Raw genomic sequence first — 14,902 nt, forward strand, 5'->3', positions numbered from 1 at the left:
GCCCTGTCGCCCGTCGCCGCCCCGGTGGCCCCCCGCGCCCCGGCGCCCGGCTCTACCACGGCCGCCGCCCCCCGCGCCCGGGCGGCGGGGGGCGGCGGGGGTCCGCGGACTCCCGCCGCCCGTCGGCGTTCGCGGGGCCGCGTCCGGCACCGGCCGCCCGACGCCGCCCGCGTCACGCGGCGTCCAGCACCGACCGCTCGATGCCGCACAGGAACTGCGCCATCCGCGCGCGGTCCAGCAGGGCGCCGTCGGCGACCATCCGCAGTTCGACCGCGCCCGGCACGGCCGCCACGTCCACCGCGAGGGACACCCCGGGGCGGGCCGGGAACACCGCCGGGAAGGTCAACTCCCGCTCCGCCGCCGGGGCTTCGCCGAGGCCGTCGGGCATCAGCGCGGCCAGCGGGTCCCGGGTGTCGTTCCAGATCACCGAGTGGTCGGCCAGTTCGACGCCGGCGGCCCGCAGCGCGGCCAGGTCGGCGTCCAACCGCGGCTTGTGGTAGCCGGCGTGGCGGTAGGCGCCGAGCGCCGGGCCCTGGCAGCGGCGGACCGTGTCGGCGAAGTCGGCGCCCAGCTCCGGGAGGTGGAACAGGCCCTCCTGGGCGAGCGTGGTGACGGCCTCCGCGGCCCGCTCGGAGAACCGGTTGCCGACCACCACCTGGAACAGCACCTCGCGCTGCCCGCCGAGCCGCGCCAGTTCGGTGGCGGCCGCGGCCAGCAGCACCGTGGCGTCGCCGGTCCGCAGCCGGGTCGCGGCCCGGGGCAGCGCGGCGGCCAGCTGCGGGGAGCGCAGCACCGCGTACGGGAACGGCCGGTCCGGGTCCGGCCGGTCCGCCGGGCGCGGGAGTTGGGCGCGCGGGCCGGAGGTCAGCCGGTCCCGCCAGTGCCGGCGGGCGGCGGCGTCCCGGCGGCGGCCGCGCGGCGAGTCCTGCTCGGCGGCCTCCTCCAGCGGCTGCGCGAAGGTCCGCCCGGCCCGTAGCCCGTCGGCGGTCCGACCGCCCGCCAGCAGCGTCAGGTCGCGGACCGCGCGGCGCATGCCCCAGCCGTCCGCGGCGGTGTGCGACAGCACCAGCACGGTCTGCCGGACCATGCCGTCGACCACCACCAGGCCGAGCCGCACCGGCCACTCCCGCGGCAGGTCGAACGCCCGGCCGGCGAACGCGGCGAGCAGTTCGGCCGCCGCCCCGGCGGCCTGCTCGGCGCCGTCGCGGTGCAGCACCGTCACCGGCAGTGTCCCGTCCGGGTCCAGCCGCTGGACCAGGTCGCCGTCCTCCTCGACCAGCCGGGTCCGCAGCGCGTCGTGCAGGTGCAGCAGTTCGGTGAAGGCGCGGAGCGCCTCCGGGAGCGGCAGGCCCGGCTCGACCGGGGCGGCCAGCCGCAGGTTGTACCGGGGCGCGTCGGGGCCGAGCTCGGCCAGCGCGCTGTGGATCGCCCGCTGCCCCCAGGTCGCGGGACCGTACCCGCCTCGGGCCCCACGCACCGTCAACTCCGTTGTGCGGTCGAGTGTTTCGCTCGCTGCGTCCATGGGCGCAGACGCTACAAGCGGGGCGGGCGGGGCGGCCAGAGGGCGGTGGCCGCCGGGCCGGAAGAGGTCAGCGGATCCGCTCGGCGAGCCGGGGGACGGTCGGCAGCGGCGCGCCGTGCGGGGCGGGACGGCGCTGGCCGGGCAGCGGGGCGCCGGGGGCGACCCCGGCGGGCGGGACGGGCCGGCGCGGCGCCGCGGCGGACGGCTGCGGGTGCACCGGCGGGGTCTCGGCGTGCAGGCCGAGCGCGGCGACGGAGATCTGCACCCCGCAGTCGGCGAGCGCGTCGAGTTCGCGGGCCGTCGGGTCCTCGGCGGCGGTGTGCTCGTCGGTGACCAGGCGGGTGATCGCGTCGGTGGCGACGGTCTGGAACATGCTGTCCGCGCCGAGCTTGGTGTGGTCGGCGAGGACGATCACCTCGGTGGCGGCCTGCACCAGTGCCCGGTCGACGCTGGCGGACAGCATGTTGGCGGTGGACAGGCCGCGTTCGGCGGTCAGCCCGCTGCCGGAGATGAACGCCTTGGTGACCCGCAGCCCGGCCAGCGACTGTTCGGCGCCGCTGCCGACCAGGGCGTAGTTGGAGCCGCGCAGGGTGCCGCCCGTCATCACCACCTCGACCCGGTTGGCGTGCGCCAGTGCCTGGGCGACCAGCAGCGAGTTGGTGACCACCGTCAGCCCGGGCACCCGGGCGAGCCGGCGGGCCAGCTCCTGGGTGGTGGTGCCGGCGCCGACCACGATGGCGTCGCCCTCCTCGACCATGCCCGCGGCGAGATCGGCGATGGCGCTCTTCTCGGCCGCGGCGAGGTGGGTCTTCTGCGGGTAGCCGGGCTCCCGGCTGAAGCCGCCGGGTAGCACCGCGCCGCCGTGCCGGCGGTCGAGCAGCCCTTCGGCCTCCAGCGCCCGCACGTCCCGGCGGACGGTGACTTCGGAGGTCTGGACGACGCGGGCCAGCTCTCGGAGCGACACGGCTCCGTTGGCGCGCACCATCTCGAGAATCAACTGGCGACGTTCTGCAGCAAACACAGAACCGACGGTAACCCGAGTGACCGTCTGCTTTCAGGCGTTTGCACCTGGTAACTGGATTTGCTCACCTGGGAGCGGCGCGCGACCGTACAATGCGCGCTCCGCCGGGCGGGTGAGCCGGGCGGCGTGCGCCCGACTCGGCCCGAACACCTGGCGGAACGTCAGGAACCGGCGCCCTCGCGCTTGCGGATGTGCAGCTGGCGGGCCGCCTCGGCGGTGGAGCCGGACAGCGACGGGTAGACGGTGAACGCACCGGCCACCTGTTCGACGGTCAGGTTGTTGTCCACCGCGAGCGAGATGGAATGGATCAGTTCGGAGGCGCGCGGCGCGACCACCACGCCGCCCACCACGATGCCCGTGCCCGGGCGCGCGAACAGCTTCACGAAGCCGTCCCGGATGCCCTGCATCTTCGCCCGCGGGTTGCCGCGCAGCGGGAGCTTGACCTCGACCGCGTCCATCTTCCCGCAGGTCACGTCGGCGTGGGTGTAGCCGACGGTGGCGATCTCCGGGTCGGTGAACACGTTGGACGCGACGGTCTTCAGGTTCAGCGGCTGCACCGCGTCGCCCAGCGCGTGGTACATGGCGATCCGGCCCTGCATCGCGGCCACCGAGGCCAGCATGAACACGCCGGTGCAGTCGCCGGCCGCGTACACGCCGGGGGCGGAGGTGCGGGAGACCCGGTCCACCTTGATCTGGCCCCAGTCGTTGACCGCGACGCCGGCCTCCTCCAGGCCCAGGTCCGCGGTGTTGGGGATGGAGCCGACCGCCATCAGGCAGTGCGTGCCGCTGATCACCTTGCCGTCGGCCAGCGTCACCTCGACCCGGTCGCCGATGCGCTTGGCGCTCTCCGCGCGGGAGCGGCTCATCACGTTCATGCCGCGGCGGCGGAACACGTCCTCCAGCACCTCGGCGGCGTCCGGGTCCTCGCCCGGCAGCACCCGGTCGCGCGAGGAGACCAGCGTGACGTTCGAGCCGAGCGCCTGGTAGGCGCCGGCGAACTCGGCGCCGGTGACGCCGGAGCCGACCACGATCAGCTCGCGCGGCAGCTCCTCCAGGTCGTACACCTGCGTCCAGGCGAGGATCCGCTCGCCGTCCGGCTGGGCGTCGGGCAGCTCGCGCGGGCGGACGCCGGTGGCGATCAGCACCGCGTCGGCGCGCAGCGACTCGACGGTGCCGTCGGCGAGGTCGACCAGCACCTCGCGGGAGCCGTCCATCGCCTGGCCGCCGGCGCCGAGCCGGCCGCGGCCGCGCAGCACCGTGACGCCGGCCCGGGTCACCGCCTGGGTGATGTCGTGCGACTGGGCGATCGCCAGCCGCTTCACCCTCCGGTTGACCTTGCCGAGGTCGACCCCGACCACCCGGGCCGGGTCGGCCGCGTCCGGCGTGCCGTCCGCGACCAGGATGCCGAGTTCCTCGTACGAGCTGTCGAAGCTGGTCATCACCTCGGCGGTGGCGATCAGCGTCTTGGACGGCACGCAGTCCGTCAGCACCGCCGATCCGCCCAGACCGTCGCGGTCGACAACGGTCACCTCCGCGCCGAGCTGGGCTGCCACGAGGGCCGCCTCGTATCCGCCTGGTCCGCCACCGATGATCACGATCCGAGTCACGTGCTCCATTGTCCCGCATGCCGGAACCGATTCCACGCCGGGGCCGTTGTTGTTGACCCTTGCATCCCGCCCGCGCGCGGGAGCGGGGTCCGGCCGCCGCGGGCGCGCCTGGTCGGACGGGCCGCTCCCGTAGGCTGGCGGTCATGTCGCTCTATGCCGCCTACGCCACCAACCTCGACGCCCGGCAGATGAGCCGGCGCGCCCCGCACTCCCCGCTGCGCGGCTCCGGCTGGCTGACCGGCTGGCGGCTGACCTTCGGCGGCGAGCAGCTGGGCTGGGAGGGCTCGCTGGCCACCGTGGTGGAGGACGAGAAGGAGCAGGTCTTCGTCTCGCTCTACGACGTCGCCCCGATGGACGAGGACGGCCTGGACCGCTGGGAGGGCGTGCAGCTCGGCATCTACCGCAAGGTGAAGCTGCGCGCGCAGACCCTGGACGGTGAAGTCCCGGTGTGGACGTACGTGCTGAACGACTACGAGGGCGGCCTGCCCGCCGCTCGCTACCTCGGCCTGATCGCGGACGCCGCGGAGAGCGCGGGCGCCCCCGACGACTACGTGCTGGACCTGCGCCGCCGCCCCTGCTGACCTCGCCTGCACGCCTGCGGCGGACGGGAGTTCGGCCGCGGGCCGGCCGGCGCGGGGCGGACGAATGCTGGCGTTCGGCACATTCCGGGTAACGATCCGGCATGGCTCGGCCCGGTTGTCTACGCGCGTAGGCAGATTTGACCTATCCTCGACCGTGTGAACGCATCTCCTCAGACGGTCGTCTCCGCCGACCCCTACGCCGCCGCCCGGGAAGCAGCCGACCGGCTGCGCGAACTCACCGGCGCCGAGCGCCACGACGTCGCCCTGGTGATGGGCTCCGGCTGGGTGCCCGCCGCCGACGCCCTCGGTGAGACCCTCGCGGAATTCCCGGTCACCGACCTGCCCGGCTTCCCCGCCCCGGCCGTCGCCGGCCACGCCGGCACCATCCGCTCGGTGCGGATGCCCGGGGAGGGCGAGCGCCGCGCCCTGGTCTTCCTCGGCCGCAACCACTACTACGAGGGCCACGGCGTGGCCACCGTGGTGCACGGCGTGCGCACCGCCGCCGCGGCCGGCTGCCGGACCGTCGTGCTCACCAACGGCTGCGGCGGCCTGCGCCGCGGCTGGACGCCCGGCCAGCCGGTGCTGATCAGCGACCACATCAACCTGACCGCGGACTCCCCGATCGTCGGCGCCAACTTCGTCGACCTCACCGACCTGTACTCCAAGCGCCTGCGCGCGCTGTGCCGCGAGGTCGACCCGTCCCTGGACGAGGCCGTCTACGTGCAGTTCCGCGGCCCGCACTACGAGACCCCGGCCGAGGTCAACATGGCCCGGGTGATCGGCGGCGAACTCGTCGGCATGTCCACCACCCTGGAGGCCATCGCCGCCCGCGAGGCCGGCGCCGAGGTGCTCGGCATCTCGCTGGTCACCAACCTGGCCGCGGGCATGACCGGCGAACCGCTCAACCACGCCGAGGTGCTGGAGGCCGGCCGCGCCTCCGCCGAGCGGATGGGCGCCCTGCTGGCGAAGGTCCTGGAGCGGATCTGACACCCCGTCGGGGAGGCGACTCCCCGGCCGCGCACCACCTCTGACGGAGAATGAGGGCCCCGCGGCGGCGGTACGGCGTGCTGCGCCGCTGCCGCTGCCACGGGGCCCTCGCGCTCCCGTCCTCGCACGCCTCGTCACTTCACCTCGTCACCACACCCACAGGGAGCGGGCCGCATGCCGAAGGCACCCACCAACGACCTCCTCGACCGGGCCCGGGCCTGGCTGGCCGAGGACCCCGACCCGCAGACCCGCGAGGAGCTGGCCGCGCTGCTGGCCGCCGCCGAGGGCCCGGAGGCCGAGGCCGAGGAGCGGATCGCCTGGTCGCAGCTGGCCGAACGCTTCGCCGGCCGCCTCCAGTTCGGCACCGCCGGACTGCGCGGCGAACTCGGCGCCGGCCCGATGCGGATGAACCGCGCCGTGGTGATCCGCGCCGCCGCCGGCCTCGCCGGGTACGTCCGCAAGCACCCGGAGCTCGGCGACCTGGTCGTGATCGGCTACGACGCCCGGCACAAGTCGTACGACTTCGCCCGCGACACCGCCGCCGTGGTGGTCGGCGCCGGCCTGCGCGCCGCACTGCTGCCCCGCCCGCTGCCCACGCCGGTGCTCGCGTACGCCATCCGGCACCTGGGCGCGGCGGCCGGCGTGGTGGTCACCGCCAGCCACAACCCGCCGCAGGACAACGGCTACAAGGTGTACCTGGGCGACGGCTCGCAGATCGTGCCGCCCGCCGACGCCGACATCGCCGCCGAGATCGACGCGCTCGGCGCGCTCGCCGACGTCCCGCGCGCCGAGGACGGCTGGGAGGTGCTCGGCGAGGACGTCCTGGACGCCTACCTGACCCGGGCGGCCGGCGTGCTGGAGGCCGACGGGCCGCGCGAGCTGTCCACCGTCTACACGCCGCTGCACGGCGTCGGCCGGGACGTGCTGCTGGCCGCGTTCGAGCGGGCCGGCTTCCCGGCGCCCACCGTGGTCGCCGAACAGGCCGAACCGGACCCGGACTTCCCCACCGTCGCCTTCCCCAACCCGGAGGAGCCGGGGGCGATGGACCTGGCCTTCGCCGCCGCCCGCACCGCCCGCCCGGACCTGGTGATCGCCAACGACCCGGACGCCGACCGCTGCGCCGTCGCCGTCCCCACCGCCGACGGCGACTGGCGGATGCTGCGCGGCGACGAGGTCGGCGTGCTGCTCGGCGCGGCCCTCGCCGCCAAGGGCGCGAGCGGCGTGTTCGCCACCACCATCGTCTCCTCCACCCTGCTCGGGAAGGTCGCCGCCGCGGCCGGCCTCGGCTACGCGGAGACCCTCACCGGCTTCAAGTGGATCTCCCGCGCGGAGGGCATCCGCTACGGCTACGAGGAGGCGCTCGGCTACTGCGTCGACCCGGACGGCGTCCGCGACAAGGACGGCATCACCGCCGCCCTGCAGATCGCCGAACTCGCCGCCGGCCTCAAGCGCGACGGCCGCACCCTGACCGACCTGCTGGACGGACTCGCCCTCGCGCACGGCCTGCACGCCACCGACCAGCTCTCGGTCCGGGTCGACGACCTGTCGGTGATCGCCGACGCGATGCGCACCCTGCGCGACAAGCCGCCCGTCGAGCTGGCCGGCCTCACCGTCACCCGCGCCGACGACCTCACCGCCGGCACGCCCGAGCTGCCGCCCACCGACGGTCTGCGCTACTACCTGGCCGGCCCGTCCGTCGACTCCGCCCGGATCGTGGTCCGCCCCTCCGGCACCGAGCCCAAGCTGAAGTGCTACCTGGAGGCCGTCCTCCCGGTCGCCTCCGCCGCCGGCCTGGACTCCGCCCGGGACCGCGCCCGCGACCTGATGGACATCCTCAAGCAGGACCTCGCGGTCGCTGCCGGCCTCGCCTGACGGACCGTCGCCGACATGCCGCAGGGCCCCGGGAAGCTCCCGGGGCCCTGCGGCGTCGAAGGGCGGTCAGGTCGCGAGGACGACCGAGACCAGGGCGATCAGGCCGGCCACGGTGGGGCCGATCACCCACCAGCACCAGGTGGCCTGCACCTCGCCGGCGGCGCCGGGATCGCCCGCGTGCCGCTCCGCCTGCTCCTGGAGGCTGGCGACCACGGCGTCCGACCAGGCCCGGGTGGGGTCGAGCTGGTCGGCGCGGGCGGCCTTGGCGCCGCGCGCGGCGGGCAGGTGCGGGTCGCCCGCGGCGGCGGCCTTCGCGGCCCGGCGGGTGGCCTTCTTGCGCTGGCGCAGCGAGACGGGAACCGCCCAGACCTGGAACTTGCGTCCGCCGGCGAAGAGTTCGACCGAGTAGCCGGCCCGCAGCCCCTCCACGGTCGCCCACGGCGCGACCACCGTGCGCAGCGGGTTGCGGACCAGCAGCCGCTGGTCGTTGGACTTCACCACGGGCCGCAGCGTGTAGGCGGCCACCGGGAAGCCGAAGACAGGCGCGGCGGCGAGCGCCACCCACGGAGTGGCGCCGGTGCCGGAGACGACGGCGTCGATGATCAGCCAGGCGGCGACTCCGAGCAGCATGACGCCGGCGATGACGCCGGGAACGGAGCGGTAGACGCGGTCGGCGTACTTGGGCCCGTCGGCGGCGGACCCCGGGTCGGGTGTCCGGTCGGATTCGGTCATGGCGTCGATTCTGCCCCAGCCGGGGGCCGTCCCCAATGGCGGCGGGGGCACGGGACGGTCACGAATGACCCGTCCCGTGACCTGGGGCGTTCAGTCGGTGCGGCGGCGCAGGGTGGCGGCGCCGAGGGCGAGCGCGAGCAGCGCGCTGCCGGCCACCACCGCGAGGTCGGCGAGCACCGGGCCGCCCGGACCGCTCTCCCGGGTGATCCGGCCCGTCGCGTCGACGGCGTAGGAGAGCGGCAGCACGTCGGAGACGGCCCGCAGCACGGGCGCCATGTCGGCGCGGGGCACGAACAGCCCGCACAGCAGGAGCTGCGGCAGCAGCACGGCGGGCAGGAACTGGACGGCCTGGAACTCGGTGGCGGCGAACGCGGAGACCAGCAGGCCGAGGGCCATGCCGAGCAGCCCGTCCGCGAGGGCGACGGCGAACAGCAGCCAGGTGGGTCCGGCGACGTGCAGGCCGAGCAGTCCGATGGTGAGGGCGGAGGCGAGCGCGGCCTGCACCAGGGCGACGGCGCCGAACGCGAGGGCGTAGCCGAGCAGCAGGTCGAGCTTGCCGAGCGGCATGGTGAGCAGCCGCTCCAGGGTGCCGGAGGTGCGTTCGCGCAGCATCGCCACCGAGGTGACCAGGAACATCACCACCAGGGGGAAGACGCCGAGCAGTTCGGGGCCGACCCGGTCGAAGGTGCCGGGCTGCCGGTCGTACATGTACTTGAGCAGCACCAGCAGCAGGCAGGGGACGCCGAGCAGCATGGCGACGGTGCGCGGGTCGTGGCGCAGCTGGGCGAGGACGCGGCGGGCGGTGGCCAGGGTGCGGCGGACGGCGGCGCTCATCGGACGGTCTCCTGCGGGTGCTGCACCAGGGTGAGGAAGGCGCTCTCCACGTCGCTCGCGCCGGTGGCGGCGAGCAGTGCGGCGGGGGTGTCGTGGGCGAGCAGCCTGCCGTCGCGCATCAGCAGCAGGCGGTCGCAGCGGGTGGCCTCGTCCATGACGTGGCTGGAGACCAGCAGGGTGGCGCCGGCCGCGGCGAGCGCGCCGAACAGCTGCCAGAGGTCGCGGCGGAGCACGGGGTCGAGGCCGACGGTGGGTTCGTCGAGGACGAGCAGTTCGGGCCGGCCGAGCAGGGCGGCGGCGAGCGAGACCCGGGCGCGCTGGCCGCCGGAGAGGCGGGCGACGGGGGTGCGGCGGTGGGCGTCCAGTCCGACGAGGGCGATCACCCGTTCGGGGTCGGTGCGCGGGGCGCCGAGGACGGCGGCGAAGTGGGCGAGGTTCTCGCCGACCGTCAGGTCGCCGTACACGGACGGGGCCTGGGTGACGTAGCCGACCCGGTCGCGCAGGGCGGGGCTGCCGGCGGGCCGGCCGAGCACGGTGACGGCGCCGGCGGCGGTGCGCTGCACGCCGACGATGCTGCGCAGCAGGGTGGTCTTGCCGCAGCCGCTGGGGCCGAGCAGGCCGGTGACGGTGCCGCGGGGGACGTCCAGGTCCAGGCCGGGCAGCACGGTGGTGCCGCCGCGCCGGACGACGAGTCCGGTGATCCGGATCGCGGGGTCGGCGGACGGCCCCGCCGGAGAATTCATCATGTGATGAATTCTGCGCCGCGCCCCGGACCGCGTCAAGGCTCCGCACGCCCGCCGCCGTGAGCTGCGTCACCCCCTGTCAACCGGACCGGCGGCGCCGTTCGTAGGCAGGAGTAAGCAACCGAACCTGCAAGGAGCCGACCGATGACCGAGGAGGAGTTCACCGAGTTCTACAGCCACTCGGTCCACCGGCTCACCGGCCAGCTGTACGTGGTCACCGGCGACCTGCACGAGGCGCAGGACGTCGTCCAGGAGGCCTTCGTCCGCGCCTGGGGCCACCGCCGCACCCTCGACCGCGACCAGGCCCCCGAGGCCTGGGTCCGCACCGTCGCCGGACGCCTGGCGATCAGCCGCTGGCGGCGGGCCCGCACCGCCGCCCGGGCCTGGCGGCGGCACGGCGAACCCGCGGACGTCGCCGGACCGGACCCGGCCTCCGTCGACCTGGCCGCCGCGCTGCGCCGCCTGTCCGAGCGCCAGCGGCTGTGCGCCGCCCTCCACTACGTCTGCGACCTGCCGCTCGACCGGATCGCCGCCGAGACCGGCATGGCCCCCGGCACCGTCAAGGCCCACCTGTCCCGGGCCCGGGCCGCCCTCGCCCACCAGCTCGACGCCCCCTCCGAGGCCGAGGAGAACACCCGATGACTTCCAGTGACGCCCGCCTGACCGGCGCGCTGCGGGCCGCCGCCGACGCCGCCGCCGCCCGCGCCGCCGCCGCCCCCGCACCGCGGATCGCCGCCCTCGGCCGACGGCGGCGCCGGGTCCGGGTCGGCACGACCGTGGCCGTCACCGCCTGCCTGGCGGCGGCCGTCGGTGCGTCGCTCGTCCCGGGCCGGGCTCCCCGCCCGGTCGGCCCGGCCGGGGTGCCGGCGGTCACCGGACGGCCGACGCCCTCGGTCACCCCCGCGCCGACCGCCTCCGTCACCCCCGGCCCGACGCCCTCGCGCTCGCCGACCGGAAGCCCCCCGCCCCCGCCGTCCGCGTCGATCTCCTCGCCGCCGCCCGCTCCCGGCGGCAGCCCCACCCGGCCCTGAGCCCCGACCGACCAGGACCCCGATGACCCGCACCCCGCTCGCCGAGCGCCCGCTGCCCGCCGCCCCGCCCGCCCCGCACCACGCCCCCGCACCGCCCGCCGCGGACCTGCCCGCCCGCCTGTGGCACGCCGTCCGCCCGGCCCTCGCGGTGCACGCGGGCGCGCTGGTGCTGCACCTGGCACTGCTGGCCGTGATGATCACCCGGCCGGGCACCACGCTGACCGACCGGCTCACCGCCTGGGACGCCCGGCACTTCCTGGCGATAGCCGCCGACGGCTACCCCGACGCGTACAGCTACACCGCGGCCGGGCAGCTCACCGGCAACGACCTGGCGTTCTTCCCGCTGTTCCCGCTGCTGGTCCGCGCCGTGCACGCCGCCACCGGCCTGAGCTGGGCCGCCGCCGGGATCCTCACCGCCCAACTGGCCCTGCTGGCCGCCCTGGTGCTGGTCCACCGGCTGGTGAGCCGGCTGTACACCCGGCGCGCCGCCACCGTCGCGCTGGTCCTGCTGGCCGCCGCCCAGCCGATGTCGCTGGTGTTCTTCATGGCGTACAGCGAGTCGCTGTTCCTCGCCGTCGCCGCCGGCACCCTGCTCGCCGCGCACCGCCGGAACTGGGCCGCCGCCGGCCTGTGCGCGTTCCTCGCCGGGCTGACCCGGCCGGCCGGCCTCGCGGTGGTCGCCGCGCTCGGCGTCGCCGCACTGCTCGAACTGCGCCGCGAACGCCGCCTGCCGGTGCGCCCGCTGCTCGCCACCGCGCTGGCCTGCACCGGCACCCCGCTGTACCTGTGGTGGGTCGGCGACCGGCTGGGCGACGCCGACGCCTGGTTCACCGTCCAGGAGGCCGGCTGGAACACCCACTGGGACTGGGGCGCCTCGCTCTGGCAGTTCCTGGCCGACACCCTGCGGACCGGCGAGGGCTGGGTCCCGGTCTCGATCGCCGTCCTGCTGCTCGCCCACCTGCTGGGCGCCGCCCAGGCCGTCCGCCGCACCACCTGGCCGCCGCTGCTGGTCTACGGCGCGACGGTGGTGGTGCTGACGCTGGCGCAGAGCAACTACTACCACTGCAAGCCCCGCCTGCTGGCCCCCGCGCTGATCTTCCTGCTGCCCGCCGCCCTGGCCCTCTCCCGGGCCCGCCGCTCCACCCGGATCGCCGTCCTCGCCGCCGCGGCCCTGTTCGGCTGCTGGTACGGCGCCTACCTGCTCACCGCCTGGCCCTACGCGATCTGACGATCCGTCGGCGCGGTCCCGTCACGGGGCTTGACAGCCCGGCAATAAGCGGTGCGGCAACGGCGGGCCGGTTCGGTACGATTGCGGCGGCCGGGCGGCTGCCGACAGCGCGCCGCGGACCGGCCCTCGACACCCGCTCGCGGGCACCGCCGCGTGCCCGCCGGAGAGCATCGGAGCTCCTCAGGATGACTCGGCAGTTGATCACCAGCGCGCTTCCCTACATCAACGGGATCAAGCACCTGGGCAACATGGTCGGGTCGATGCTCCCGGCGGACGTGTACTCCCGTTACCTGCGCCAGCGCGGCCACGAGGTGCTGTACATCTGCGCCACCGACGAGCACGGCACCCCGGCCGAACTGGCCGCCCAGGAGGCCGGACTGCCGGTCGCCGAGTTCTGCGCCCGCGCGCACGACCAGCAGAAGGCCGTCTACGACGGCTTCCAGCTGTCCTTCGACTGGTTCGGCCGCTCGTCCTCGCCGCAGAACCGGGAGATCACCCAGGAGATCGCCCGCGAGCTGCACGCCAACGGCTTCATCGAGGAGCGGGCGATCCGCCAGGTGTACTCGATCGCCGACGGCCGCTTCCTGCCCGACCGCTACATCGTCGGCACCTGCCCGCACTGCGGCTACGACAAGGCCCGCGGCGACCAGTGCGAGAACTGCACCCGCGTCCTCGACCCGACCGACCTGCTGGAGCCGCGCTCCGCGATCAGCGGCAGCTCCGAGCTGGAGGTCCGGGAGACCAAGCACCTGTTCCTGCTCCAGTCGAAGCTGACCGACGAGGTCGAGGCCTGGATCGCCGAGCACGGCGACAGCTGGCCGGTGCTGGCCTCCTCGATCGCCCGCAAGTGGCTCACCGAGGGCCTGCAGGACCGCGCCATCACCCGCGACCTCGAATGGGGCGTCCCCGTCCCGGCCGACGTGTGGCCCGAACTGGCCGCCGAGGGCAAGGTGTTCTACGTCTGGTTCGACGCCCCGATCGAGTACATCGGCGCCACCAAGGAGTGGGCCGACGCGACCGGCGGCGACTGGCGCTCCTGGTGGTACGAGGCCGACGACACCGTCCGCTACACCGAGTTCATGGCCAAGGACAACGTCCCGTTCCACACGGTGATGTTCCCCGCCACCATCCTCGGCTCGCGCCAGCCCTGGAAGAAGGTCGACTACGTCAAGGCCTTCAACTGGCTGACCTACTACGGCGGAAAGTTCTCCACCAGCCAGAAGCTCGGCATCTTCACCGACGTCGCCCTCGAACTGCTCCCCGCCGACTACTGGCGCTACTACCTGATGGCGAACGCCCCCGAGTCCGACGACTCCAGCTTCACCTGGGACCTGTTCGCGGCCACCGTCAACAAGGACCTCGCCGACACCCTCGGCAACTTCGTCAACCGCGTCCTCTCCTTCAGCCGCAAGCGCTTCGGCGACGAGGTCCCGGCCGGCGCGGAGAACAGCGAGACCGAGACCGCCCTCGGCGCGCAGATCGCCGACCTGCTCGCCGAGTACGAGGCCCAGCTCGACGCGCTCAACTTCCGCAAGGCCGCGCAGGCGCTGCGCGCGCTCTGGTCGGCCGGCAACGCCTACCTCGACGTCACCGCGCCCTGGACGCAGATCAAGACCGACCCGGAGGCCGCGGCCCGCACCCTGCGCACCGCGATCAACCTGATCCACCTCTACTCGGTGGTCTCCGAGCCGTTCATCCCGACCGCCGCCCGCACCATCCGCGAGTCCTTCGCGCTGGACGGCGACACCCGCACCTGGGTCACCGCCGACGAGGCCCGGTCGCTGTCCCTCGTCCCGGCCGGCACCGGCTTCACCGTGCCCCCGGTGCTGTTCGCCAAGATCACCGACGAGGACCTGGCCACCTGGACCGAGCGCTTCGGCGGCGGCGCGGCCTGACCCCCCGTCAACCCGCCAGGTACCCCTGGACGGTGCGGCCCAGCAACGGGACCAGCACCTCCGGGGGTGCCGAGGCGAGCGGCTCCACCGCGATCACGTACCGGGCCATCGCCAGGCCGACGACCTGCGACATCACCAGCTCCACCCGCAGCTCCGGCTGCTCGACGTCCAGTCGGGCCGCCACCCGGTCGACCAGCTCGGCCACCATGAACGACCGCATCAGCGCCGCGACCTCCTCGCTCGCCGCCGCCGTCCGCACCAGCGCCAGCAGCCGCTCACGCACCGCGGGCTGCTCCCACAGGCCCACCACGAACGCCGCCACCCGCTCCCCGACCGTCGCCGGATCGCCCCCGAACACGTCCTCGACCACCGCCCGCGGCTCGAACGGGAACTCCAGCGCGGCCATGAACAGCCGGTCCTTGCTGCCGAAGTAGTGGTGCAGCAGCGCCGCATCCACCCCCGCGGCCCGGGCGATCGCCCGCATGCTCGCCTTCTGGTACCCCCTCGCCGCGAATTCGGCCCGCGCCGCGACCAGGACCGCCCCGCGCGTGTCCTCACCCCCGGGCCGCCGCCCCCTCGCCTTTTCACTCACGCAGCCATTGTGCAGGTGGGCGCGAAAACAGGGGCTCGGGGAACGGCGAGAGCCCCGCCAGGGGCTCGGGGAACGGCGAGAGCCCCGCCAGGGGCTCGGGGAACGGCGAGAGCCCCGCCAGGGGCTCGGGGAACGGCGAGGCCATGTCTGCGGAGGGCCAACGGGGCGCATGGCGTTCCGCCGTTTCGGCTCCCCGCCGTAAGGCCCGCCGCAGCCACGACCAACCGCTGTCTCCGACCGCCGGCAACACGGCGCCC

The 14,902-nt window shown here is 75.0% G+C and carries 14 protein-coding genes; 7 read left to right on the top strand and 7 right to left on the bottom strand.

The window, feature by feature from the left end; genetic code table 11:
• Nucleotides 1-172: 172 nt before the first annotated feature.
• The 3 genes from ACFV1L_RS01290 to ACFV1L_RS01300 all read right to left on the bottom strand — a co-directional run bounded on the left by ACFV1L_RS01290 (nucleotide 173) and on the right by ACFV1L_RS01300 (nucleotide 4,159).
• The gene (locus ACFV1L_RS01290) at nucleotides 173-1,477 is read right to left on the bottom strand and encodes a condensation domain-containing protein (protein WP_380361844.1); all 1,305 of its coding nucleotides are present in this window, start codon (nucleotides 1,475-1,477) and stop codon (nucleotides 173-175) included.
• 112 nt (nucleotides 1,478-1,589) lie between these two features.
• Complete coding sequence (locus tag ACFV1L_RS01295; protein ID WP_380362175.1) at nucleotides 1,590-2,507, bottom strand: DeoR family transcriptional regulator; 918 nt, start codon at nucleotides 2,505-2,507, stop codon at nucleotides 1,590-1,592.
• Between the two features lie 197 nt (nucleotides 2,508-2,704).
• Nucleotides 2,705-4,159, bottom strand: coding sequence for an NAD(P)H-quinone dehydrogenase (locus ACFV1L_RS01300; protein ID WP_380361847.1), 1,455 nt, complete (start codon nucleotides 4,157-4,159; stop codon nucleotides 2,705-2,707).
• A gap of 134 nt (nucleotides 4,160-4,293) precedes the next feature.
• On the opposite strand from ACFV1L_RS01300, the gene ACFV1L_RS01305 reads away from it, so the two are divergent.
• From ACFV1L_RS01305 to ACFV1L_RS01315, 3 genes are all read left to right on the top strand, one after another.
• On the top strand, nucleotides 4,294-4,731 hold the full coding sequence (locus ACFV1L_RS01305) for a gamma-glutamylcyclotransferase (protein ID WP_380361849.1): 438 nt from the start codon (nucleotides 4,294-4,296) through the stop codon (nucleotides 4,729-4,731).
• A 156-nt stretch (nucleotides 4,732-4,887) separates the two neighbouring features.
• Nucleotides 4,888-5,718, top strand: coding sequence for a purine-nucleoside phosphorylase (locus tag ACFV1L_RS01310; RefSeq protein WP_380361851.1), 831 nt, complete (start codon nucleotides 4,888-4,890; stop codon nucleotides 5,716-5,718).
• A gap of 174 nt (nucleotides 5,719-5,892) precedes the next feature.
• Nucleotides 5,893-7,590, top strand: coding sequence for a phospho-sugar mutase (locus tag ACFV1L_RS01315; protein ID WP_380361853.1), 1,698 nt, complete (start codon nucleotides 5,893-5,895; stop codon nucleotides 7,588-7,590).
• 66 nt (nucleotides 7,591-7,656) lie between these two features.
• Here ACFV1L_RS01315 and ACFV1L_RS01320 read toward each other — a convergent pair whose 3' ends face one another.
• The 3 genes from ACFV1L_RS01320 to ACFV1L_RS01330 all read right to left on the bottom strand — a co-directional run bounded on the left by ACFV1L_RS01320 (nucleotide 7,657) and on the right by ACFV1L_RS01330 (nucleotide 9,902).
• Entirely contained in the window at nucleotides 7,657-8,322 is a 666-nt protein-coding gene (locus ACFV1L_RS01320; protein ID WP_380361855.1) for a PH domain-containing protein, read from the bottom strand.
• Nucleotides 8,323-8,412: 90 nt separating this feature from the next.
• Nucleotides 8,413-9,156 carry an ABC transporter permease gene (locus ACFV1L_RS01325; protein WP_380361856.1) on the bottom strand — a complete coding sequence of 248 codons (744 nt, stop codon included), beginning with the start codon at nucleotides 9,154-9,156 and terminating at the stop codon, nucleotides 8,413-8,415.
• Complete coding sequence (locus ACFV1L_RS01330; protein ID WP_380361858.1) at nucleotides 9,153-9,902, bottom strand: ABC transporter ATP-binding protein; 750 nt, start codon at nucleotides 9,900-9,902, stop codon at nucleotides 9,153-9,155. The genes ACFV1L_RS01325 and ACFV1L_RS01330 overlap by 4 nt, the downstream gene beginning before the upstream one ends.
• A 141-nt stretch (nucleotides 9,903-10,043) precedes the next feature.
• Between ACFV1L_RS01330 and ACFV1L_RS01335 the strand changes: the two genes are divergently transcribed.
• The 4 genes from ACFV1L_RS01335 to metG all read left to right on the top strand — a co-directional run bounded on the left by ACFV1L_RS01335 (nucleotide 10,044) and on the right by metG (nucleotide 14,053).
• Nucleotides 10,044-10,541: a SigE family RNA polymerase sigma factor gene (locus tag ACFV1L_RS01335; protein WP_380361860.1), complete on the top strand. Its 498-nt coding sequence runs from the start codon at nucleotides 10,044-10,046 to the stop codon at nucleotides 10,539-10,541.
• Nucleotides 10,538-10,930, top strand: coding sequence for a hypothetical protein (locus ACFV1L_RS01340; protein WP_380361861.1), 393 nt, complete (start codon nucleotides 10,538-10,540; stop codon nucleotides 10,928-10,930). The genes ACFV1L_RS01335 and ACFV1L_RS01340 overlap by 4 nt, the downstream gene beginning before the upstream one ends.
• A 22-nt stretch (nucleotides 10,931-10,952) precedes the next feature.
• Complete coding sequence (locus ACFV1L_RS01345; RefSeq protein WP_380361862.1) at nucleotides 10,953-12,158, top strand: hypothetical protein; 1,206 nt, start codon at nucleotides 10,953-10,955, stop codon at nucleotides 12,156-12,158.
• Nucleotides 12,159-12,343: 185 nt separating this feature from the next.
• Nucleotides 12,344-14,053 carry a methionine--tRNA ligase gene (metG, locus tag ACFV1L_RS01350; RefSeq protein WP_380361864.1) on the top strand — a complete coding sequence of 570 codons (1,710 nt, stop codon included), beginning with the start codon at nucleotides 12,344-12,346 and terminating at the stop codon, nucleotides 14,051-14,053.
• Between the two features lie 7 nt (nucleotides 14,054-14,060).
• On the opposite strand, the gene ACFV1L_RS01355 is transcribed toward metG, so the two are convergent.
• Complete coding sequence (locus tag ACFV1L_RS01355; RefSeq protein WP_380361865.1) at nucleotides 14,061-14,645, bottom strand: TetR family transcriptional regulator; 585 nt, start codon at nucleotides 14,643-14,645, stop codon at nucleotides 14,061-14,063.
• Nucleotides 14,646-14,902: the final 257 nt, after the last annotated feature.

Origin of the sequence: Kitasatospora sp. NPDC059646, assembly GCF_042734615.1 — a bacterium.
GTDB lineage: Bacteria > Actinomycetota > Actinomycetes > Streptomycetales > Streptomycetaceae > Kitasatospora.